We start from the raw sequence: 20,784 nt of genomic DNA, 5'->3' as shown, positions 1-20,784 counted from the left end.
CTTTCCATCCTCAAAAAAAAGACGCAATGTTTACTCAGGGCAGCTGGCTTAATCCACCGCAAAAACAGGCGGCTCACGCCACGCAATTACACGTGACGACGGACGCGCATACCGATTTCTGGCGCAAGACGCAGTACGGTTTTATTCGCGACAGTGGGCATTTTTTTGGTCTGCCCGCAGACGGTGATTTTACAGCGCAAATCCACGTCGCTGCGCAGTACTCGTCGCTGTACGACCAGGCCGGTTTGATGGTGCGTATCGACGAGAAAAAATGGATCAAATTCGGCGTCGAATTTTCCGACGGACAGCTGCTGCTGAGTAGTGTGCTGACAGTGGAAAATTCGGATTGGTCTGTCAGCATGGCGCCCGCCATGCCAGACGGATTCTGGTTGCGCGTCACAGTGGCTGCCGGCGTGATCCGCGTGCAGTATTCCACCGATGGACAACGCTGGCCTTTGCTGCGCCTGGCGCCGTTTCCGGTGGCTGAACGCTACCTGGTTGGCCCCATGTGCTGCACGCCGGAACGCGGTGGCCTGGAAGTCGTTTTTTCGCAGTTCAGCTGCGGTCCGGCACTGCAAAAAGACTTGCATGATTTGAGCTGAAAAAGCCTGGTTTTCACGCCGCCCAGGTCTCGTGCAGATGGCGCCACAGCAGGGTGCCATCTGCGGTTTTTTCATAGACGACAGTCGAAAATCGCTCGGTGATTTCAGCACCTGGCAGCGTCTGGATTTCACGGTAGGACACGGTCGCGCCAGCATCACTTTGCTGTATCAGACGCAGCTCGCTAATTTCCATTGCCAGGCCCGGACGGCTGCCGCCCGCGCTGCTGAAAAACGCCGTCAGGCTGGCGTGATCGAGCTGCTTGCCAGTGCTTGTCACCATCGAATAATCGGGCGAAAAACGGGCCAGTAAATCGGCGCACAATGCAGGCGCCGCGACCTCGCCGCCCAGCCATTGACGGATCAGGACATGGGTACTCATCACGTCATCAAAATACGGATTTTTATGGTTCATTTTTTACTTTCATTAAAGTGAAACAAGAGGTTCAATACTGCGCGATTATCGATGCGCAAACACAGCACCAGCGGCAGCAGACAGGAGGCGGCGGCCAGCGCAAAACACCAGTGAAAAACAGCGCTTGCGCGGGGGTCTTCCAGGCTGCCGATACCGTGCAGCGCCAGCAGGAAATTGAGCAGCAATCCGAGCACCGCGACACCGAGGCAAAAGCCGATCTGGCGGTTGATATTCCACACGGCGCTGGCCTGGCTCAGTTGCCCGTCGGCGATGCGCAAAAAGGCCGTGCTTTGCGCCGTGCTGCTGCACAGGGCGCCGCCAAAACCCATCACCGCATACGCGCCAGACAACCACGCCATCTGGCTGGCAGAATGAACGCGCAACAGCATCAGCATGCCGGCCGATTGCAGCAGCGCACCAGCGATAAACAGCGGCTTGGGGCCCACCCGGCGATAGCTTTTACCGGTCAGCGAAATGGCGGCAAAAGAGGCAATCGCCCACGGCAGCATCAGGCCGCCCGCCATCGACGCCGTCATGCCCAGCACGCCCTGCAGATACAGCATGGCCAGCAGGCTCACACCCATGAATACACCCGGCACCAGCAGATACATCAGCATGGATATGCGCAGCAGCGGCTCGGCCACCAGCCGCAGATTGAGCAGCGGCGTCGATTTTTTCAAGGCACCCTGCACGTAGACGACGGCGCACACTGCGCCCAGCGCCAGCACGGTAGCGCCAGCCAGCCACTCGCCCGGTGAGCCCAGCATGGTCAAGCCCAGCAACAGCAGGGTTATCGCCGTGCTGCCTGCCAGCAGCCCAGCCACATCGAGCGAAGCAGCCTTGCTGCGCGGCGGATCGGGGTGCAGCCAGCAGGCGGCCAGCAGCAGCGCCAGCGCCGCAAACGGCAGGTTCAGGTAAAAGATGGCACGCCACGACAGGCTGTCGACGATCAGGCCGCCCAGGGCCGGCGACAGGGCCGGCGCCAGCAAGCCCACCAGCATGATGACGGACGACAGGCCAGGGCGCTCGGCGGGTGCGTACAGTTGATAAGTCATGCTTTGTCCCAGCGGGATCAGCAGGCCGCCACCCAGGCCTTGCAGCAAGCGCCAGGCGATCAGCGCTTCGATGGACTGCGACAGGCCGGCGCCGGCGCTGGCAAATAAAAATGTTATCAACGAGAATATAAACACTGTTTTGCTGCCATAATAAGCAGCAAGCCATGCGCTGGCGGGTATCACGATGGTCAGGCCGAGGATGTAGGCGGTGCTGATCCAGGCCAGCTGCGCCACTGATGCACCGAATGCATGGCCGATGCCGGGATAGGCGACACTGGTGATGAACATATTGACCAGGTCGACGAAAAACCCCAGCAAATAGATGGCAGCGACTTTTTTGCGATACTCCATGGTGCTCCCGATGGCAAAGGGCCAGCTTAAGCGCCACGCAGTATTTGCGTAAGTATCCAGCCCCGATTACACTGTCAAAAATATTTTGACAAAGGCTAGCCGCCTTTATTCCCGCCATGATCAGTCTCGACCGCCTCGGAATTTTCATCGCCATCGTTGATGCCGGCTCGCTGACGGCCGCCGCCGCCGTGCTGGGCCAGAGCAAGGCGGTGGTCAGTTTCAATTTAAAGCAGCTGGAAGCGGAACTGGGCGTGTCGCTGCTGACCCGCAGCACGCGCAGCCTGGCCCTGACCGATGTGGGACGGCGTTTTTATGAAGATTGCCAGCGTGTGCTGGGCGAGGCGCACGGCGCCATCGAGACAGCGAGGCAAGGCCATCAGGGCTTGCGCGGCACGCTGCGCCTGACGACGACGGTTGAATATGGCAGCCGCACGGTGGTGCCGGCGCTGATCGCGTTTGCCGCTGCCCACCCGCAACTGCAGATCCAGCATGCTTCGTCCTCCTCGCATGAAGACCTGATCTCCGGGCGCTACGACGTGGCCATCCGCATGGGCTCCTTGAACGATTCAAGCTACCGCGCCTCGCTGGTAGAACACTACGCGATCTGGCCCGTCGCTTCGCCGGCCTATGTGGCCAGCCGCCCCGGCCAGGCCATCGCCAGCCTCGACGATTTGCAGCAGGCGCGCTGGCTGGCCCACAGCCGGTTGCCGTCACCCTTGCGCTGGGACGTGCAGACGCCCGCCGGCCCCGCCACCTTCGCGGCGCAGGAGGACACGCTGATGCAATCGGATTCCGCCTCGGCGCTGCTGGGCTTTGCCCTCGGTGGCTGCGGCGTGGCGTTGCTGCCCGACTGGCAAGTGGCGGGCGAGGTGCGGGCCGGCCGCCTGCGCCATCTGCTGCCCGAAGTGGTGTTTCCGCAGCAGGGCGTGTACGCCGTGTATCCGAACACCCAGCACACGCCGGAAAAGGTACGCGCCTTTATCGATTTTTTGCGGGCCTTCGTCGGTGGACCGGCAGGCGAGGGCGGTTGACGCTGCTCCGGCGAACTGCCATCATCGCCTGACCACCACCATGCCAGCCATTCATCGACCATGCGCGCACCGAATCACCTGAATGCCTTGCGCGCCTTTGAAGCGGCGGCCCGCCACCGCAGTTATGTGCGCGCGGCCGAAGAATTGCACGTCACGCCGGCCGCCGTCGGCCAACTGGTGCGCAGCCTGGAACAGGCGCTGGACACGCCATTGTTCCTGCGCTCGCAAAGCGGCGCCGCGCGCCTGGAATTGACGCCGCAGGCCAGCCTGATGCTGCCCGATTTGCAGGCAGGCTTCGACCTGCTGTCGGCGGCCGTCGCGCGCGTCAAACACGATGCAGGGCGTGACGCCATCGCGCTGACGGTGCCGCCCTCGTTTGCCGACAAATGGCTGCTGGCCAGGCTGGAACGCTTTCAAGCCAGTTATCCACAGTACGATCTGCGGGTCGACACGAATGGCCGCCTGGTCGATTTCAACAGTGGCCAGGCCGATGTCGGCATCCGCTATGGCAGCGGGCGCTGGGACGGCCTGGTGGCCACGCGCCTGGTCAGTGACGACTTCTTCCCCATCTGCAGCCCGGTGCTGCTGAGCGGCGAACATCCACTGCGCAGCGGCGCCGACCTGCGCCACCATGCGCTGATCCACGATGTCTCGATGCGCGGCAATCCCATCTACCCCAGCTGGCGCAGCTGGCTGCCCTACGCGGGCGTGGACAGCCGCAGCATCGACGCCGAGCGCGGCTTGCAGATCAACGATTCGGCCGCCGTCATGCAGGCGGCCATCGCCGGCAGCGGCGTGGCGCTGGGACGCAGCATGCTGGTGGAAAAAGACCTGGCCGACGGCCGCCTGGTGCGCCCCTTCGGCCCCGCGCTGCCCTGCGAATTCGCCTACTACATCGTGGGCCGCGCCGAGACCTTCCAGCGGCCCGCCATCGCCGCCTTCCGCGACTGGCTGCTGGCCGAAGTGGCGCCCGCTTGATGCCGACATAGTTTTTCTATGGCGGCGGCGTACATCATCTGATTTGCCGCGACCATCCCCGGCGGCGATAGTGCGGTCAGGGGCAGCGCAACCGCGCCGCCATCACTCCAGGAACCCACCATGTCCACTACCCAAGTTACTTTCCACACCGTCCGCGCCGATGGCGTCGATGTCTTTTACCGCGCCGCCGGGCCGCTCGACGCGCCCGTCGTGCTGCTGCTGCACGGCTTTCCTTCGTCCTCGCATATGTACCGCAACCTGATCCCGCAACTGGCCACGCGCTACCGCGTGATCGCACCGGACTTGCCCGGCTTCGGCTTTACCACGGTGCCGCCAGAACGCGGGTATGTCTACCGTTTCGATGCGCTGGCCGCCACCATGGAAGCATTCGTGCAAGCGCTGTCGCTGAGCAGCTACGCCCTGTACGTCTTCGATTACGGCGCGCCCGTGGGTTTGCGCCTGGCGGCTGGCGCGCCGCAGCGCGTGACGGCGTTCGTGTCGCAAAACGGCAATGCCTACCTGGAGGGGCTGGGCGAGGCCTGGGAACCGATCCGCCGCTACTGGGCCGACCCCAGTGTCGCCAACCGCGACGCCATCCGCCCCTTCCTGGAACTGGAAGCGACCCGCTGGCAATACACGCATGGCGCGCCCGACGCCAGCCTGGTGGCGCCGGAAGCCTACCACCTCGATGCGGCCCTGATGGGGCGCCCGGGCAACGCCGAGATCCAGCTCGACCTGTTTCTCGACTATGCGGCCAACCTGGCACTGTATCCGCGCTTCCAGCAGTTTTTCCGCGACTGGCAGCCGCCGACCCTGGTCATCTGGGGCCGCCACGATCCCTTCTTCATTCCACCTGGCGCACATGCCTTCCAGCGCGACAATCCGCAAGCCGAAGTGCGCCTGCTCGACACGGGCCACTTCGCGCTGGAAACGCATGCGCAGGAGATAGCCACGGCCATGCTGGTCCTGCTGGATAAAGCCTTGTCAGATGAAAAATTGCTAGAGAAGTGAAACGATTTCCCAGGGCAAACGAACGACAGACAGGCGTTTCTCGTCCTAGACTAAGGCCATGAACCGCAGACCTTGCCCGCCACGCCAGCGTGTGTGCCGGGCAGTCTGCGGCCTCAGCGAATGATGCTTGCAACTCAATCCATCAACGATCGGAGACCATCATGGCACATACACTAGCGGCAGTATTCGACAACCGGGAAGCAGCTGAAAAAGCGCGCCAGAAACTCATCAGTTCAGGCTACGCCAGCGACAATATCCGCCTCAACGATAGCAGCAGCGACTATAGCGGCGCGGCATCGGCCAGCGCGATCGATACCAGCCGCGATGACGACGGTTTTGTCGCCAGCATCAAGCATTTTTTCACTGACATGTTCGGCAGCCATGAAGACCGCCACGTGTATGCAGAAGCGGTGGCGCGCGGCAACGTGGTGCTGACCCTGACCAGCGCCAGCGACGCCGACATCGACCGCGCCAGCGATATCGTGGAAGACTTCGGCCCCATCAATATCGATGAGCATGGCGAACAGTGGCGGACGGGGGGCAATCTCAGCGGCAGCCTCGGCGGTGGCATGGCCAGCGGAGCCAGCCTGCAGTCATCGTCATCATCGCTATCGGGCAGCCTGTCTCAGCCGCCGCTGGGCGCCACCCCACAGGAAGGCAATCTGAGCGGCGCCTCACAGCAATTCGCCCGCGACGACAGCAGCGCATCGGGCATCCCCCGTAGCAGCAATGTGCGCAGTTATCCGCGCGCCGACAACCTGCCTGGCAGCAATGACGACGATGAACAGTATTACCGCAACCACTGGGACGTCAGTTACGGTGCGACCGGGGCGCGCTTCGAAGACTACGATCCCGCTTACCGCTACGGCCATTCGATGGCCGGCAGCGACAGCTACCGGGGCCGGCCGTGGGACGAAGTGGAGCCTGAGTTACGTTCCACGTGGGAGCATACTTATCCCCAGTCCACCTGGGAAAACTTCAAGGCTGCCGTGCGCCATGGCTGGGAAAGGGTGACTTCCTGAGCCTAGGTCAGTTGCAGGAAGTGGTTGAGGATATGAAAATGGTCCTCGAAGAACTGCTCTTCCATGTCAGGCAGGGCAGCCACCGCCACCCATTGCGCCAGCGCCGCATCGTCGGCCGCCGTGACGGCCGGCAGCTGCGTGGTCTGCAAATCAAAGTAATGCGCGTGGGTGATGGTGCGCCCGCGCTGGCTGCGGTCGGGGTGGTCGAACACGGCCACGCCCACCAATGCCTCGATCAGGGTCGGTGCCAGCACGCCCAGCTGCGTTTCTTCGGCCAGTTCGCGCAGGGCGCCCTGCAACAGCCGTTCGCGCGGTTCCAGAAAGCCGCCAGGCAAGGCCCATAAATCCTTGCCCGGATAGCCGCCGCGCCGTACCAGCAGAACGTGGCCAGCCGTCTGCACCAGCGCATCGACGGTGCAAAAGATGGGCGCATAGGGCGCGCTCTTCCAGCGCGTTTTATAGGCTTCGATGGCGCGGTGTTCCAGCACCAGCGGCGCGTACCAGGGCAATAAAGTCCAGGCGCGCAAATACTGGCTGATGGCCGCTGGCAGCAGTTGCGCCACGGCCCCTAGAGACACATCGATATTTTCCGCCTCGAACAACACATTGCGGATCGCCGTCGCGCCGATGGGGAGACCCGCATCAACTTCCTGGTTCAGCAACTGCCAGTGGGGAAAGTGGTGCAGATAATAGCTGGTGGCATCCTTGAAGCAAGCCACCAAGGTGACACGCTGCGCTTTTGGCACGCTGCCCGCCACGGCGCGCCGTACGGCATCGGCCCACAAGCCATCATCGTAGTAATCGCGCACGGCCACATAGCGCACACGCTCGCGCTGCGCTTCGGGCAAGGTGGCGGCGATCATGGCGGCGCGTTCCTGCCACGTAAAAGGGTTCTTCGGGCTGCGCGCATGGAAGGCCGAGCCCAGCACCACCACCACCGTGGACGCAGTTGCCAGCGCTGCCTGCAGCAAGCCCGCATGGCCATTGTGAAACGGTTGAAAACGGCCGATCAGGATGGCTGCGTCAAAAGCGTCTTTCATGCTTGCTCTCCGCTAGGGTAGTGGGCGGCGATCGGCATTTGCCGGCCGCTGCCGAAAGCGCGCGAGCGCACGCGGATGATGGGCGCCGCCTGGCGCCGCTTGTATTCATTGCGGGCCACCAAGCCGAGTATGCGCGTCACCAGCCGCCGGCCATCGTCCGTCTCGCGCAACTGGTCGACAACGCACAGCGCTTGCCCGCTTTCGGCCGCTGGCAGGCGCGCGCCTTCGATATGCCATTTGAGGATTTCATCGAGCACGGGGTAGGGCGGCAAGCTGTCGGTGTCGCGCTGGCCCGGCGCCAGTTCGGCCGATGGCGGCTTGTCCAGCACCGCAACCGGGATCAGTTCGCGCCCGGCGCTGGCATTGAGATGGCGCGAGAGGGTAAACACTTCCGTCTTGTACAAGTCGCCGATCAGGCCCAGGCCGCCATTCGTGTCGCCATACAGGGTGCAATAGCCGACCGAAATTTCACTCTTGTTGCCGGTGGTCAGCAGCAGGGCGCCAAACGCATTCGAGTATTCCATCAAAATGGTGCCGCGCACCCGCGCCTGCAGGTTTTCCAGCGGCAGCCCCTGCAGCTTGCCGTCGAAGGCGGCCGCATATCCTGATTCGTACTGGGCCACGATATCGCGGATAGGGTGGGTGTAGAGGGCGATGCCCAGGTTGGCGCACAGGGCCACGGAATCGGTGACGGAGCCGGCGCTGGAAAACACGGACGGCATGGTGATGCCCACCACGTTGTCGGTGCCCAGCGCTTCGACGGCCAGCGCCAGGGTCAGCGCCGAATCGATACCGCCCGAGCAGCCGACGACAACTTTTTTAAAACCGCAGCGGCGCGCATAGTCGCGCAGGCCCAGCACGATCTGGCGGCGGGCAAATTCCACAGCGGGAATACCGGCCGGGTCGGGCACGGGAAACGGCTGGCCATCGATGTGCGTAAAACGGCCGGCATCAAAACGCAGCAGCTGAAAGTCTTCGACAAAGCGGGCCGCCTCGAACTGCAGTCCCTGTTGCGGTGAAATGGCGAACGAGGCGCCGTCGAACACCAGCTGGTCCTGGCCCCCCACCTGGTTGACGAACAGCAGCGGCAAGTTCTGATGCGCGCAGGCGGCGCCGAACACAGCGTGGCGCAAGGCCCGCTTGCCGATGTCGGAGGGACTGGCGTTGATGCTGACGATCAGGTCAGGACGCGCCGCGTGCAAGGCTTCGAAGGGGTTGACGGTGTAGTCGCGGCCGCTGTCATTCCAGCCATCTTCGCAAATCATGAAACCGACCTTGGCGCCGGCCACGTCGAGCGTGCAGGCAGTCGCTGGCCCCGGTTCGAAATGCCTGCCCTCGTCAAAAATGCCGTAGGTGGGCAGCAACTGCTTGTAGTACTCGGCCACGATGCGCCCATCCTGGATCGCCAGCAGCGCGTTGTGCAGCGGCTTGCCGGGACCTTGATTGCGCCGCGCTGTGCCCAACACCGTTACCAGCGCCGGCCAGCGTGTTGACGCCTGCAGCACGGTGTCCAGCGCCTGCTCCAGCCCGTACAAGAAGGCGGCGTCTTCGAACAGGTCGCCCGGGTAATACGCGCACAGCGACAATTCGGAAAACACCACCATCTGCGCACCGCCCTCGCTGGCGCGGCCCATGCGCTCGATGATGGCGGCGGCGTTGCCGTCAAAATCGCCGACGGTGACGTTGAGTTGGGCGATGGCGATATTGAGCATGGCGTTCCTTCAGTCAGATGTGCACAAGCCTGTACTGTGCCTGAAAAATTGCATACCGGTATTTCACCACATTGACCGCGCACAATGTTACGTGGCACGTTCCACGTGAAACAGTTTCAGGAAACGACAGACGCCACCGGCAAACCCGATGCTAACCAGCCATCAAAACCGCTGTCGAGCCGACGCGCGGGCAAGCCATGCTGGCGCAAGGCGGCCACCGCCTGCACGGACAAGACGCAATAAGGGCCACGGCAATAGGCGGCGATGTCCTGGTCTGGCGGCAATTCGGCCAGGCGGCGCTGCAGTTCGTCGGCGGGGATATTGATGGCGCCAGGCACATGGCCGGCCGCAAATTCATGCGCGGGCCGCACGTCGAGCACGGTGATGCTGCTCTCGCGGATGCGCTGCAACAGCTCATCGCGGGCGATCGCTTCCACATGGTCGCCCCGGCTCAGCGCCTGCAACTCGCTGCGCTGGTGCTGGGCATACAAGCGCAAGGCATCGAGCAAGGGAACGATGGGGCCGCTGCCCAGCCGGTACAGCACGCGCTTGCCGTCGCGCCGTGCCAACACGAAACCTGCCTTGCGCAACTGCTGCAAATGCTGGGAGGCATTCGCCACGGACAGGCTGGTCAACTCCACCAGTTGTTCCACCGCATACTCGTTGTGCGCCAGATGGTCGAGCAAGAGCAGGCGCGGTGGGCTGCCCAGGATACGGGCAAAGTCGGCGGGCGTAGTCAGTAATTCGGTATCGGCATTCTTCATTGACACAATGCTAGCACCCCTATAACATTCAAGCAATCTCTTGAATGTTATGAATGGATGATACGATGCATATTGGATGGCAACTGACAGCCGATGCGCTGGCAATCGGCATAGGCGCAACGGCCGTGATGGATCTGTGGGCCGCTGCCCTGAAGCGTTACTGGTGCCTGCCTTCGCTGAACTATGCGATGGTGGGCCGCTGGCTTGGCCATTTGCCGCGTGGCATTTTGACGCATGCATCGATTGCCCAAGCTGCGCCCGTGCGCGATGAAGCCGTGCTGGGCTGGACTGCCCATTACGCCATCGGCGTGCTGTTTGCGGCGGTCTTGCTGGCGCTGGTGGGGCCACAATGGGCGGCGCAACCCACCCTGGTGCCGGCGCTGCTGATAGGCCTGCTCAGCGTGGCTGCACCGTTTTTGATCTTGCAGCCCGGCATGGGCGCCGGCATCGCCGCCAGCAAGACGCCCCATCCGGGCGCCGCCCGCCTGCGCAGTGTGATGTCCCACGCGGCGTTCGGTATCGGCCTGTACCTGACGGCGCTGCTGTGGGCGACCGTGCGCTAGCTAGTCAACGGCGGCACAGGCGGGGCGGCCGGGGCTGGTTCCGGCGCAATGGCTGAGGTAGCAGGGAGCGTACTGAGCACCATGGTGCTGGGCTTGGAAATCGGCATCTCTGCCGCGCGCAAGCGCTTGAGCAGTTCGAACAGCAAGCTGCTGCGGATGCCGTAGGTCAAGCGCGGCGATGACGCGTAGCCGGTGGCGTTGAACATCAAATAGCTATTGTCGATGCCATCGAGCTGCACGCTGGGCGCCGGCGTATCGAGTATATCGGGGTTATCGACAAAGGTCGCCAGGATCAGCGCGCGCGCCGCTTCCGCATCGGTAGACAGCGGCAAGGGCAGCTTGATCTGCACCAGGCCCAGCGGGCTGGCGTGCGTGACGTTGCGCACCGTCTTGGTAATGAATTCCGAGTTCGGCACGATCACCGTGGAACGGTCGCCCATCTGGATTTCCGTGGCGCGCACATTGATGCGGCGAATATCGCCTTCCACGCCGCCCAGCGAGACCCAGTCGCCCACTTTCACGGGCCGCTCGGCCAGCAGGATCAAGCCCGACACAAAGTTTTGCACCACCGCCTGCAAGCCAAAGCCGATACCCACCGACAAGGCCGACGCCACCCACGCGATGCGTTCCAGGCCGATACCGGCTGCCGACAGGGCCAGCGCCACGGCCGTCACGCCGCCGGCATAACCGAACAGGGTCAAAAAGGACACTTGCATGCCAGCATCCAGGCTGGTGGTCGGCAGATAACTGTTTTGCAGCCAGCGCTTGAACAGGCCGATGCCGACATACGCCACCACCAGCACCAGCAGCGCCTGGATCACGGCGGCCGGGCGTATCGCCACTGCGCCGATGGACAGGCCATCCTGCAGCTTGCCAACACGGTGGAACAATTCTCCCGGCCCTTCGCCGAATGGCGCCAGCAACAGCATCAGCGCCAGCAGCACGACGATGGCGCGGCCTATGCCCGACAGCAACACTGCTGCCTGGTCGCGCGCCTTGGGCGTGGCCAGCACGGGATTTTCGACGTCGGGCGGCGGCGGGGTCGATGCCAGCAGCATGCAGATATCATCGATCAGCACCGTCAGCAGATAGGTGCTGCAGACCACCACGATGACCCAGGCGATTTGCTTGGCAACAAAGCTGCCGAACGCCACATAACCGACCAGCAGGCTGATCAGGCTGGCTGCCAGGGTCAGCCACAAGACCAGCACCACGCCACGCAGCCACAGGGGCGTGGCGGGTGAAGCCGGATCGGCCGCTTGCACCCGGCGCCAGCAGCGCTCGGCGCGCAGCAAGCCGAACGCCACGGTCAAGCCCAGCAGCAGCGCCACGATGCAATTGACGGCCACCGCCGTCGACAGCCCGGCATTGATAACGATGGTGATGCGTTCCGTGGCCCAGACGATCACCACCACGAAGGCAAACACGCCCGGATACCGGCGCATGCGCAGCGCCAGCGCATCGGACAGCGGCAGCAGCCGCCACGAAGCGCGCTTGGCCGACAGCAACGCGTGGCCCAGTCCGGCCGTGAAACCGGCAAAACAGATGATGCCGACCAGGCTGCTGATGAAGGCATCGGTCTTGTCGGACAGATGGTCATCCCAGCGCAGGCCCAGCGCCAGCAATTCGGCGATCAGTCCCGGCGTGGCCAGCGCCAGTAAAATCACGGCCAGCGCATGCAGCGAACGGCGCAAGCGGCCATGCGGCACACGCGTCGCCGTGACTACCAGCAAATAGCGCGAAGCCCACAGGCTGGCAATGATTCCCAGCACCATGCCGGCCAGGATGCCGCCCCAGGTGGGCAGCGGCGTCTGGCGCGCCGCATCGCTCAATTCCTTGCCCAGGGTTTGCAGGCGCTGCCAATTCTGCGGCAACTCCCCGTGCAACTGCTTCCAGAAGGAACCGGCAAGTATCGACGCCGTGCGCTCGCCCAGGCGCGCCTGCAACTGTGCGCGGCGCACCGTCGACACTTGCTCCGAGGCCTGCGTGGCCTCGACCGACAGCAGCCGCGCCAGTTTCACTTGCGCATCGAGCGCGCTGCTGGCCTTGTCCAGCTGGCTGCGCTGAGCCGCCACGTCGGGCGCTTCCTTGGTGCCTGCCGCTGGCGTGCCCAGCTCGGCCAGCCGCGCCTTCACGCTAGCCAGGTCAGGCGCCAGCGAGGCAGCCAGCTTGTCCGCCTCGGCGCCGGCCGCCAGCGCATCGGCCTTCATTTGCGACAGGGCAGCATCGGGCACGTCGGCATCGCCATCGAGGGTTGTCTGAATGGTCGTGATCTGCTTGCGCAAGACATCGAGACTCTGGTCGGCCGACGCGGCATCATCGGTCGGCTGGGACCAGGCAGGTGCAGCGGCCAGTGTCAGCAACAGCAGCAACGACCAGAGCATGGGCAGCAGCACGCCGCGCCAGGGCAGGCGCGCACCAAGGTAATGGGAAGGGGAGTTACGGAAAGGAATCATGCAGTTCTATCGCCAGATCAATAAGCGACAGACTAGCGCACTCCTGCTTCACACGATAGAGATTTTCGTGCGGCAATCTTTCCAAGCCCCTGCTCACTATCTTAAGCAGGTTCAATAGCGGGCTCAAGCATACGCACCATCGCCGCCGGGGCCTGGGCGATCAGCGCGGCGTAGTGTGCCGATGCATCAACCCCTCTTCCGGCCCGATGGTGTTGTAGATAAATTCGATCTCGGCATCCTTGACGCCGCCGTAACCGGCAATCGAGCCATTGAGAAAATGGCGCATATTGTCAGGATTGCCCCAGCCTTCGAATTCCTGCTGCCCGCCGCCGACCAGGGTGATCCAGCGCAATTTCGAGAACGGCAGCGTGCGGCCCGCGCCATTCGCGATCAAGCCGTGGGTACCTTGCGCATCAGTGCCGCACGGCAAGGTCCGCTTTGCCGTGGCTGGCACGCCGGAATACTTCCGCCGCCATGCCCCGCCGAAACATCCGCGCAATCTGCTGGGCCATGACTGTGTCGCCTACCGTTTTCCCACCCAGGACAAGCCGTATGCGTGGGAATTCGAAAAGGACGGGCAAACACTGGAAATCGGCGTCAATGCGCGCGCTTCCGTTGACGACATGGACGTGCTGCATGATCTGGTGCTGCACTGCGGCGGCCTGGGTTATCTGTACCACCAACAAATCCGCGAACAGGTAGCCGACGGCCGTTTGACACTGGTGCTGGAAGATTGGCTGCCGCAAAAATCGGGCTTCTTCCTGTATTACCCCCGCATCCGCAACCCTTCGTTCGGCTTTCGCGCGTTTCTGGACTTTTTACGGGAGAAGAATAGCCGGCCAGATTCACCGTCGCAGCCTGCCTGACGCTTACGCCTGCCAGGCCCGGATTGCGCGGTTTTCCAGCACGCTGACATTGCTGCCGTGTTTGGCAACGCCCAGCAGGCAGCGCGCCAGTTGGTCGCAGTCCACGCTGAAGTCTTTGCTGAGCAGGGAAAGCAAGGTGCCGATCGGCGTGAAAAAGCGCGCCAGGTCCTTGCGCGGCCCGCTCAGCGCGGTAGGGCGGATGTACGCGGGGCGGAAGAAGAAGGCCGGGCGGCCCAGTTCGGCCAGCTGGCGCTCGGCACGCCCCTTGATGCGGGCAAACAACGCTTTTTGCTGTTCGTCCGGATCAGCGCTGCGCCCGCTGAGAAAACAGAAACGCAGTGGCGGGTTGGCCGCATACATGGCGCGCGCGGCGGCCAGCGTGTAGTCAAACGTGATACGGATATATTCCGCTTCGCGTACCTGCGTTTGCGAAACACCGAGGCACCAGATGCAGGCGTCGTGGCCGCTCAAATCCACGCTGGAATAATCGAGAAAATCGCTGACGATCAGCTCTTTCAATTTCGCATGGGACAGGCCCAGCGTGCGCCGCGTCAGCACGGTCACTTGCTCGATCTCAGGGTCCAGCAGCGCCTGGCGCAGCACTTCGCCGCCGGCAAATCCGGTGGCGCCGGTCAAGATGATTTTCATAGGTCACTCCTTTTGCGCAGTGTAGCAATCATTGGACCAGATCGCTGATCACGTTCCCACGCGCACCATGGCATCGGGCATGGAGGGCATTCCAGGGAACGATTCCAGCAAGATGTTGACCAACATTACTTCCTGCATGATGGACTACGATCAGCCAGACTACGGTTTCACCAACCATGGAGTGACTCATGCATCGATATGTTCAGGTATTACGCAACACCTTGCTGACGGTGGTCATGGCAAGCCTGTCTGCGATCGCCACGGCGGCCGACAAGCACTACACCGTCACCTCGCCGGACGGCGTCACCATCGCCGTGCAGGAGTCAGGCGACCCCAGCGGGCCCGCCATCGTCTTCATCCACGGCTTGCTCGGTAGCCGCCTCAACTGGGAAAAGCAGACCGGCAGCGCCGAGCTGCAGCGCTACCGCATGATCAGCTACGATATGCGCGGCCATGGCCTGTCCGGCAAGCCGGACGATGCGGCAGCGTACCGCGACGGCCGCCGCTACGCCGACGACCTCGCCACAGTACTCAAGGCAAGCCATGCCCAACGCCCCGTGCTGGTGGGCTGGTCGCTGGGCGGGATCGTCATCTCCAGCTACCTGGCAGCCTATGGCGACACCGCCATCAGCGGCGCCATCTACGTCGATGGCGTGATTGAACTCAATCCTGCCCTGATCACTCCCCACCCGCCGGTGTATGCCGGCCTGGCTTCCGACGATCTGAAGACCCACCTCGACGCGCTGCGCACCTTCCTCGCCCTGTGCTTCCACACCCAGCCCGATAGCGCCACCTTTGAGCGTTTGCTCTCGAATGCGGCCATGGCCTCGTGGACCATGACGCGCACCATCCCGTCGATGACAGCCGCCGTCACCGATGGCTTGCCCAAGGCGCGCGTGCCTGTGCTGATGCTGTACGGCAGCCAGGATGCACTGCTCCAGGTACAGCCCAGCCTCGCGCGCGCGCGGCAACTCAATCCCCGCATCCAGAGCATGCTTTACGAAGATTCGGGCCACGCCCCTTTCCTGGAAGAAGCGCAACGCTTCAACCGTGACCTGGCTGACTTTGTGGAGCAGGCGCTACAGGCACACGGAACGCTGCCTTGAGCAGCATAGCTACGCAAAATGGGGAACTGGCCCGTTATAATCTCCACCTCTTCTAACCGGCACAGGCCATGACTACGTCCATGAGAACACTCCTGACCTGCTTCACGATGTGCATCGCGGCGGCTACCGCCATGCCAGCCTCGCCCGCGCTTGCCCCCCCCATCAGCGCGGTTGAGGCACCCGTTGCAGCGGCGTCCATAGAGCATGCGTTTTCCCCTGACAATGGGGCCGAAGCGCTGGTACTGAAGGTGATCAACACCTCCGTTTCCAGCATCCGCTTGGCCGCCTATTCGTTTAATTCACCCACCATCGTGGCAGCCTTGCTCGCAGCAAAAAATCGCGGCGTGGACATCAAGGTGCTGGCCGATGCAAGGCGCAATGAGCGGGGCAACAGCGTGACCGCGCTGAACGCGCTGGTGCAAGCCGGCATTCCCGTCAGAACCATTTCGGTGTACGCCATGCACCACGATAAATACATCGTCGCCGATGGAGACACCGTGCAAAATGGCAGCTTCAATTACAGCAAGGATGCGGCTATCTCGAATAGCGAAAATGTAATCGTGCTATGGCATCAGCCGCAACTGGCGGCATCGTTTCTTCGGCACTGGGAAGATCGCTGGGGGAAGGGTGTTGCCTATCCCTCCCGCTAAAGCTGCCAGGAAGGAGACTGACTATCCCCATGATTATGCCTGACAAACAACGCGCTATCTGCCAGCGCTTTGACGCCGGCTACCTGCCTCCCGAGATGGAACAAAAGGTAGGCATCGCCCTCGACACGCTGGATAAACTGCCGCTGTATGCGACCCGGATACCGCCGGAAAACGGCAGCTGCGGCTGGTATATCTATGGCGGCGATTACGCGGCCGATCCCGGTTTTTACCAGCCGCTGCACGCGGCGCACCTGGAAGAAGTTTGCCCGGCAATCCTGCCCTACCTGGCCTTGCCGCCAGGATGGTGCGTGATCCTGGCGCCCGACTATGAGGATGTCTGGTTTGACGCGCAGTTTTCCAAGGGCCCGCGTGAAGGCTGATCAATATGCCGCACTCAATTTTTTTCTCTCTGCGGCACCGCCAATACGGCGCCGGCCCGCATGCCCATCGGCCGCAACAGCTTGTCCACCGTATCGAGCGTGGGACTGGACACACCGCGCTCGATATCTTGCAAGGTGCGTGCAGAAACATTGCAAATCTTCGCGTACTCAGGAATCGTGAAACGCAAGGTCTTGCGGATATCGCGTATCACCTGGGGGATCGGCAACTCCGGTGTCGCCGCCAGCCGTTCCATCAACTCTCGGCGCAGCTGATTTTGCTCTGACGCAGTCAAAGTGGCATACCGTTTGTCCATCAGAGCTTCCTTAACTGCTTCAGATTATTTTCTATCGTCAGGCGTTTTACCTCAATCATTTCACCGATACCCAAGGCATAGGCATCATCCATTAACGTACCTAGCGGCTCGATCATGTCCGTAACTGCCGCGCAGAGGTCTTCCGCATCCATGGCAGCGGTCTGCGCAGCTTGTTCAATCACGCTCGCCCATTGCGGCGCGCCTCCATCATCGAACTCCCAACGCATGCGCCGCGCAATGCCATCGGGATGCAAAAACATGGGCGCAAAATCGAATAGGGGCGTCAAGCCGATATGGCCATCGTCGCGGCGCTGGATGGCTGTATTGCGGGCATGGTTATCGGTATTACCCAGTACGATATTGGCTATATCGCGCTTGACGTATTCGATCGTTTCCCTGGCCATATCAGAAGCAATAAACATGAAATCGGACAGGAATTTATTATGGCTAGGAACCTCGCCAAACTGGCTCAACCCGCAAACCGAAGCGACACTTTCCTGTCCATGACGCCTTACCCGGCCGTCGACTACCTCGCGGTCAAAGCGCGGAATAAACAATGCCCGATCGCGTAACAACAAATCATCGTGAACACTTAAACCCAGCTTGCGCGCCAGCTGCATGTACGGGGCCTCACATATCAGAATATTGGCAAGCGCCTGATTCGCGCCACGGCCAAACTTGACAATGTAGTGCTTGTGAGCTTGCTCGTCGGGAAGGGCATGATCAAGATAAAACAGTCCGTCGTGCGCACGCGTCAGCAGTATCTTCGGCCACTCCCCCTGCACCCCGGAAGAGCCGGCAAGAAAGAGGCCTTGCTGCGCCAGGTATTCATTGAAATCTCCTGCACGCTCCACGACCTCCTCCATGGTAAATCCATACCCTTGCCCAAGAGTACGCTCACTCACCCACGCATGCGCTTCCTTGACGCGAATATTACCTATCGGATTTCCCGCACCGGCACACAGCAGATCCCAGTCCGCTCCAGGGCCGGCGTTCTCATCCCGCTGCAATTGATGCAGCAATTCCTTGCGCCCGTAACCCTGCGGCAGCAAATCGATCAGGAATGGCGGCCAGCTTGGCGTGTTGATGAGGGAAAGATCGACTTTGTACATCGCCGACAGAGCGGCCGCGTCTTCCCGGTAAAAGTGCTCCAGTACATAATTGCCTTCATAGCTCAGGAAAGTTTGCGCTTTCACTCCGTGCAGTTGCTCGCCCATGAGAGTGAGGGCGGCGGCATCGCGCCACGCGCCGTCAATGAAGACTTGCAGTGTGCATTCTTTAGTCATATACACAGTTTAATATCGCATTAATGGGGAGTCTGATGCATATAAATGATAGTTTAGCGTGTATTTGATGCTCTTTGATATAAACACAGTGATATAGCATGAATAGGGCGGCCTATCGCCATACTTCTGTTGCTTTACTGTGTAAATAAAAGGAGTGCATCCATCAGGAAGATCGACGGTGCTGCGCCCTGATTCATTCAATACTGCGCATGTTCCCTGATCATTCGAACCGCTGTCCGCCAAAAGAACGGATAATGGCGGCTACATCATTTTGCGCATTGTTTGGAATATTCTCATGGAAATTAAGGTCAACTTCCTCGATAAGCTACGTCTTGAAGCCAAGTTCGATGATTTCACGGTCATCGCCGACCAGCCCATCCGCTACAAGGGCGATGGCTCGGCGCCCGGTCCGTTCGATTACTTTTTGGCTTCATCGGCCTTGTGCGCGGCTTATTTTGTGAAGTTGTATTGTGAAACACGCAATATTCCGACCGAAAATATCCGCTTGTCGCAAAACAATATCGTTGATCCGGAAAACCGCTACCAGCAGATTTTCAAGATCCAGGTCGAATTGCCAGCCGATATCTCGGCCAAGGACCGCCAAGGCATCTTGCGCTCGATCGACCGTTGCACGGTGAAAAAAGTGGTGCAGGCCGGTCCCGAGTTCGTGATCGAAGAAGTTGACAACCTGGACGCCGATGCGCAAGCCTTGCTGACCTTGAATCCTGCGCCTGGCGCGAGCACCTATATTGCCGGCAAGGACCTGCCGCTGGAACAAACCATCGCCAATATGTCGGGCCTGCTGGCCGGCCTGGGCATCAAGATTGAAATCGCTTCGTGGCGCAACATCATTCCCAACGTGTGGTCGCTGCATATCCGCGATGCGCACTCGCCGATGTGCTTTACCAACGGCAAGGGATCGACCAAGGAAAGCGCACTGGCCTCGGCCTTGGGCGAATACATCGAACGCCTCAGCAACAACCATTTCTATGCCGGCGCGTACTGGGGCGAGGATATCGCCAACGCCGAGTTCGTGCATTACCCGAACGAGCGCTGGTTCAAGCCTGGCCGCAAGGATACGCTGCCGAAAGAGATACTCGATGACTACTGCCTGGACATCTACAACCCCGATGGCGAGCTGCGTGGTTCACACCTGATCGACACCAACTCCGGCAATACAGAGCGCGGCATCTGCTCGCTGCCGTATGTGCGCCAGTCCGATGGCGCGACCGTATATTTCCCGTCGAACCTGATCGAAAACCTCTACGTCAGCAATGGCATGAGCGCTGGCAACACCCTGGTTGAAGCACAGGTGCAATGTCTGTCGGAAATTTTCGAACGGGCCGTGAAACGCGAAATCCTCGAAGGCGAAATCGCCTTGCCGGATGTACCGCAAGAAGTGCTGGCGAAATACCCTGGCATCCTGGCCGGCATTGCCGGGCTGGAAGAGCAGGGCTTCCCCGTGCTGGTGAAAGATGCGTCGCTGGGCGGCACCTATCCCGTGATGTGCGTCACCCTGATGAACCCGCGCACGGGCGGCGTGTTCGCCTCGTTCGGCGCTCACCCAAGCCTGGAAGTGGCGCTGGAACGCAGCCTGACGGAATTGCTGCAAGGCCGCAGTTTCGAAGGCTTGAACGATTTGCCGCAGCCTACGTTTGCCAGCGAAGCCGTCACCGAACCAAACAACTTCGTCGAGCACTTCATCGATTCGAGCGGCATCGTTTCGTGGCGCTTTTTCAGCGCCAGGGCGGACTACGATTTTGTCGAGTGGGATTTTTCCGGTCGCGGCGACAACTCCAATGCCGAAGAAGCCGCCACGCTGTTCGGCATCCTCGCAGAGATGGGCAAGGAAGTCTACACGGCCGTGTATGACCAGCTGGGCGCGACCGCCTGCCGCATTCTGGTACCCGGTTATTCGGAAGTGTATCCAGTCGAAGATTTGATCTGGGACAACACCAACAAGGCGCTGCTGTTCCGCTCGGACATATTGAACTTGCACCGCCTGGACAATGCCAGCCTGGAAGACTTGCTCGACCGCCTGGAAAACAGCGAGCTGGACGAATACGGCGACATCGCCACTTTGATCGGCATCGAATTTGATGAAAATACCGTCTGGGGCCAACTGACGACCCTGGAATTGAAGCTGCTGATCCAGCTGGTCTTGCAGCAATTCGACGAAGCAAAAGAGCTGGTGGAAACCTTCCTGCAATACAACGACAACACGGTCGAGCGCAAACTGTTTTATCAAGCCTTGAACGTGGTGCTGGAAGTGCAGCTCGATGACGAACTGGAGTTGGACGACTACATCGTCAATTTCCGCCGCATGTATGGCAATGAACGCATGGACGCGGTGATGGGCTCCGTCGACGGCAGCGTACGCTTCTTCGGCCTGACGCCCACCAGCATGAAACTGGAAGGCCTGGAACGCCACGAACGCCTGATCGACAGCTACAGGAAATTGCATGTGGCGCGCGGCAAGGCAGCGCTGAAAGCCAGCTAGGCTGACAGGCTATCGCTGGATGGGCAATGATGACGTT

General features: G+C 61.3%; 21 protein-coding genes. 11 read left to right on the top strand and 10 right to left on the bottom strand.

The window, feature by feature from the left end; translation table 11 throughout:
- Positions 1–26: 26 nt before the first annotated feature.
- Positions 27–602 (top strand): DUF1349 domain-containing protein, encoded by a 576-nt coding sequence (locus HDE72_RS20505; protein ID WP_183744760.1) that lies wholly within the window; start codon positions 27–29, stop codon positions 600–602.
- A gap of 13 nt (positions 603–615) precedes the next feature.
- On the opposite strand, the gene HDE72_RS20500 is transcribed toward HDE72_RS20505, so the two are convergent.
- On the bottom strand, positions 616–1,014 hold the full coding sequence (locus tag HDE72_RS20500) for a DUF4440 domain-containing protein (RefSeq protein WP_183744757.1): 399 nt from the start codon (positions 1,012–1,014) through the stop codon (positions 616–618).
- Positions 1,011–2,420 (bottom strand): MFS transporter, encoded by a 1,410-nt coding sequence (locus tag HDE72_RS20495; RefSeq protein ID WP_183744754.1) that lies wholly within the window; start codon positions 2,418–2,420, stop codon positions 1,011–1,013. Before HDE72_RS20495 ends, HDE72_RS20500 begins: the two co-directional genes overlap by 4 nt.
- 116 nt (positions 2,421–2,536) lie before the next feature.
- Here HDE72_RS20495 and HDE72_RS20490 point away from each other — a divergent pair, with 116 nt between their 5' ends.
- The 4 genes from HDE72_RS20490 to HDE72_RS20475 all read left to right on the top strand — a co-directional run bounded on the left by HDE72_RS20490 (position 2,537) and on the right by HDE72_RS20475 (position 6,462).
- On the top strand, positions 2,537–3,451 hold the full coding sequence (locus HDE72_RS20490; protein WP_183744751.1) for a LysR family transcriptional regulator: 915 nt from the start codon (positions 2,537–2,539) through the stop codon (positions 3,449–3,451).
- A gap of 60 nt (positions 3,452–3,511) precedes the next feature.
- Positions 3,512–4,429 (top strand): transcriptional regulator GcvA, encoded by a 918-nt coding sequence (gene gcvA, locus HDE72_RS20485; RefSeq protein WP_183744748.1) that lies wholly within the window; start codon positions 3,512–3,514, stop codon positions 4,427–4,429.
- 120 nt (positions 4,430–4,549) lie between these two features.
- A complete protein-coding gene (locus HDE72_RS20480) occupies positions 4,550–5,440 on the top strand; it encodes an alpha/beta fold hydrolase (RefSeq protein ID WP_183744745.1) in 891 nt (296 codons plus the stop codon).
- 161 nt (positions 5,441–5,601) lie between these two features.
- Positions 5,602–6,462 (top strand): hypothetical protein, encoded by an 861-nt coding sequence (locus tag HDE72_RS20475; protein ID WP_183744742.1) that lies wholly within the window; start codon positions 5,602–5,604, stop codon positions 6,460–6,462.
- A 2-nt stretch (positions 6,463–6,464) separates the two neighbouring features.
- Here the strand turns inward: HDE72_RS20475 and HDE72_RS20470 are convergent, their stop codons facing one another.
- The 3 genes from HDE72_RS20470 to HDE72_RS20460 form a co-directional block, all read right to left on the bottom strand.
- Complete coding sequence (locus HDE72_RS20470; RefSeq protein ID WP_183744739.1) at positions 6,465–7,502, bottom strand: bifunctional nicotinamide-nucleotide adenylyltransferase/Nudix hydroxylase; 1,038 nt, start codon at positions 7,500–7,502, stop codon at positions 6,465–6,467.
- Positions 7,499–9,214 carry an NAD+ synthase gene (locus HDE72_RS20465; RefSeq protein ID WP_183744736.1) on the bottom strand — a complete coding sequence of 572 codons (1,716 nt, stop codon included), beginning with the start codon at positions 9,212–9,214 and terminating at the stop codon, positions 7,499–7,501. Before HDE72_RS20465 ends, HDE72_RS20470 begins: the two co-directional genes overlap by 4 nt.
- Before the next feature lie 116 nt (positions 9,215–9,330).
- Complete coding sequence (locus HDE72_RS20460; protein WP_183744733.1) at positions 9,331–9,978, bottom strand: ArsR/SmtB family transcription factor; 648 nt, start codon at positions 9,976–9,978, stop codon at positions 9,331–9,333.
- Positions 9,979–10,043: 65 nt separating this feature from the next.
- On the opposite strand from HDE72_RS20460, the gene HDE72_RS20455 reads away from it, so the two are divergent.
- On the top strand, positions 10,044–10,541 hold the full coding sequence (locus HDE72_RS20455) for a DUF2938 domain-containing protein (RefSeq protein ID WP_183744730.1): 498 nt from the start codon (positions 10,044–10,046) through the stop codon (positions 10,539–10,541).
- On the opposite strand, the gene HDE72_RS20450 is transcribed toward HDE72_RS20455, so the two are convergent.
- Both HDE72_RS20450 and HDE72_RS20445 read right to left on the bottom strand, forming a co-directional pair.
- Complete coding sequence (locus HDE72_RS20450; protein WP_409254977.1) at positions 10,538–12,925, bottom strand: DUF3772 domain-containing protein; 2,388 nt, start codon at positions 12,923–12,925, stop codon at positions 10,538–10,540. The genes HDE72_RS20455 and HDE72_RS20450 overlap by 4 nt on opposite strands.
- Positions 12,926–13,157: 232 nt before the next feature.
- Complete coding sequence (locus HDE72_RS20445) at positions 13,158–13,427, bottom strand: NADPH-dependent FMN reductase family protein (RefSeq protein WP_183744724.1); 270 nt, start codon at positions 13,425–13,427, stop codon at positions 13,158–13,160.
- Between HDE72_RS20445 and HDE72_RS20440 the strand changes: the two genes are divergently transcribed.
- The gene (locus HDE72_RS20440; RefSeq protein WP_183744721.1) at positions 13,414–13,863 is read left to right on the top strand and encodes a LysR substrate-binding domain-containing protein; all 450 of its coding nucleotides are present in this window, start codon (positions 13,414–13,416) and stop codon (positions 13,861–13,863) included. The genes HDE72_RS20445 and HDE72_RS20440 overlap by 14 nt on opposite strands.
- Positions 13,864–13,866: 3 nt before the next feature.
- Here the strand turns inward: HDE72_RS20440 and HDE72_RS20435 are convergent, their stop codons facing one another.
- Entirely contained in the window at positions 13,867–14,511 is a 645-nt protein-coding gene (locus HDE72_RS20435; RefSeq protein ID WP_183744719.1) for an NAD-dependent epimerase/dehydratase family protein, read from the bottom strand.
- Positions 14,512–14,699: 188 nt separating this feature from the next.
- On the opposite strand from HDE72_RS20435, the gene HDE72_RS20430 reads away from it, so the two are divergent.
- The 3 genes from HDE72_RS20430 to HDE72_RS20420 all read left to right on the top strand — a co-directional run bounded on the left by HDE72_RS20430 (position 14,700) and on the right by HDE72_RS20420 (position 16,647).
- Positions 14,700–15,617 (top strand): alpha/beta fold hydrolase, encoded by a 918-nt coding sequence (locus tag HDE72_RS20430; RefSeq protein WP_183744716.1) that lies wholly within the window; start codon positions 14,700–14,702, stop codon positions 15,615–15,617.
- Between the two features lie 68 nt (positions 15,618–15,685).
- Complete coding sequence (locus HDE72_RS20425; protein WP_260176833.1) at positions 15,686–16,267, top strand: phospholipase D family nuclease; 582 nt, start codon at positions 15,686–15,688, stop codon at positions 16,265–16,267.
- Positions 16,268–16,296: 29 nt separating this feature from the next.
- Positions 16,297–16,647, top strand: a complete 351-nt coding sequence (locus tag HDE72_RS20420; protein WP_183744713.1) for an immunity protein Imm33 domain-containing protein — start codon at positions 16,297–16,299, stop codon at positions 16,645–16,647.
- A 14-nt stretch (positions 16,648–16,661) separates the two neighbouring features.
- On the opposite strand, the gene HDE72_RS20415 is transcribed toward HDE72_RS20420, so the two are convergent.
- Together HDE72_RS20415 and HDE72_RS20410 are read right to left on the bottom strand one after the other, a co-directional pair.
- Positions 16,662–16,961, bottom strand: a complete 300-nt coding sequence (locus tag HDE72_RS20415) for a helix-turn-helix domain-containing protein (protein WP_183744710.1) — start codon at positions 16,959–16,961, stop codon at positions 16,662–16,664.
- On the bottom strand, positions 16,961–18,247 hold the full coding sequence (locus HDE72_RS20410; protein WP_183744707.1) for a type II toxin-antitoxin system HipA family toxin: 1,287 nt from the start codon (positions 18,245–18,247) through the stop codon (positions 16,961–16,963). The genes HDE72_RS20415 and HDE72_RS20410 overlap by 1 nt, the downstream gene beginning before the upstream one ends.
- Positions 18,248–18,542: 295 nt before the next feature.
- Here HDE72_RS20410 and HDE72_RS20405 point away from each other — a divergent pair, with 295 nt between their 5' ends.
- Entirely contained in the window at positions 18,543–20,747 is a 2,205-nt protein-coding gene (locus HDE72_RS20405; RefSeq protein ID WP_183744704.1) for an OsmC domain/YcaO domain-containing protein, read from the top strand.
- The last annotated feature ends 37 nt before the right edge of the window (positions 20,748–20,784 follow it).

The sequence above is a fragment of the Janthinobacterium saanense genome (assembly GCF_014200675.1).
Classification (GTDB): domain Bacteria; phylum Pseudomonadota; class Gammaproteobacteria; order Burkholderiales; family Burkholderiaceae_D; genus Janthinobacterium.
The sequence above is the reverse complement of the archived record's forward strand: the minus strand, read 5'-3'. Positions and strand labels throughout refer to the sequence as shown.

Excerpts from the sequence above, each read along its gene's own strand:
- HDE72_RS20505 (WP_183744760.1), top strand. The coding sequence starts at position 27 with ATGTTTACTCAGGGCAGCTGGCTTAATCCACCGCAAAAACAGGCGGCT.
- HDE72_RS20500 (WP_183744757.1), bottom strand. The coding sequence starts at position 1,014 with ATGAACCATAAAAATCCGTATTTTGATGACGTGATGAGTACCCATGTC.
- HDE72_RS20495 (WP_183744754.1), bottom strand. The coding sequence starts at position 2,420 with ATGGAGTATCGCAAAAAAGTCGCTGCCATCTATTTGCTGGGGTTTTTC.
- HDE72_RS20490 (WP_183744751.1), top strand. The coding sequence starts at position 2,537 with ATGATCAGTCTCGACCGCCTCGGAATTTTCATCGCCATCGTTGATGCC.
- gcvA (WP_183744748.1), top strand. The coding sequence starts at position 3,512 with ATGCGCGCACCGAATCACCTGAATGCCTTGCGCGCCTTTGAAGCGGCG.
- HDE72_RS20480 (WP_183744745.1), top strand. The coding sequence starts at position 4,550 with ATGTCCACTACCCAAGTTACTTTCCACACCGTCCGCGCCGATGGCGTC.
- HDE72_RS20475 (WP_183744742.1), top strand. The coding sequence starts at position 5,602 with ATGGCACATACACTAGCGGCAGTATTCGACAACCGGGAAGCAGCTGAA.
- HDE72_RS20470 (WP_183744739.1), bottom strand. The coding sequence starts at position 7,502 with ATGAAAGACGCTTTTGACGCAGCCATCCTGATCGGCCGTTTTCAACCG.
- HDE72_RS20465 (WP_183744736.1), bottom strand. The coding sequence starts at position 9,214 with ATGCTCAATATCGCCATCGCCCAACTCAACGTCACCGTCGGCGATTTT.
- HDE72_RS20460 (WP_183744733.1), bottom strand. The coding sequence starts at position 9,978 with ATGAAGAATGCCGATACCGAATTACTGACTACGCCCGCCGACTTTGCC.
- HDE72_RS20455 (WP_183744730.1), top strand. The coding sequence starts at position 10,044 with ATGCATATTGGATGGCAACTGACAGCCGATGCGCTGGCAATCGGCATA.
- HDE72_RS20450 (WP_409254977.1), bottom strand. The coding sequence starts at position 12,925 with ATGCTCTGGTCGTTGCTGCTGTTGCTGACACTGGCCGCTGCACCTGCC.
- HDE72_RS20435 (WP_183744719.1), bottom strand. The coding sequence starts at position 14,511 with ATGAAAATCATCTTGACCGGCGCCACCGGATTTGCCGGCGGCGAAGTG.
- HDE72_RS20430 (WP_183744716.1), top strand. The coding sequence starts at position 14,700 with ATGCATCGATATGTTCAGGTATTACGCAACACCTTGCTGACGGTGGTC.
- HDE72_RS20425 (WP_260176833.1), top strand. The coding sequence starts at position 15,686 with ATGACTACGTCCATGAGAACACTCCTGACCTGCTTCACGATGTGCATC.
- HDE72_RS20420 (WP_183744713.1), top strand. The coding sequence starts at position 16,297 with ATGATTATGCCTGACAAACAACGCGCTATCTGCCAGCGCTTTGACGCC.
- HDE72_RS20415 (WP_183744710.1), bottom strand. The coding sequence starts at position 16,961 with ATGGACAAACGGTATGCCACTTTGACTGCGTCAGAGCAAAATCAGCTG.
- HDE72_RS20410 (WP_183744707.1), bottom strand. The coding sequence starts at position 18,247 with ATGACTAAAGAATGCACACTGCAAGTCTTCATTGACGGCGCGTGGCGC.
- HDE72_RS20405 (WP_183744704.1), top strand. The coding sequence starts at position 18,543 with ATGGAAATTAAGGTCAACTTCCTCGATAAGCTACGTCTTGAAGCCAAG.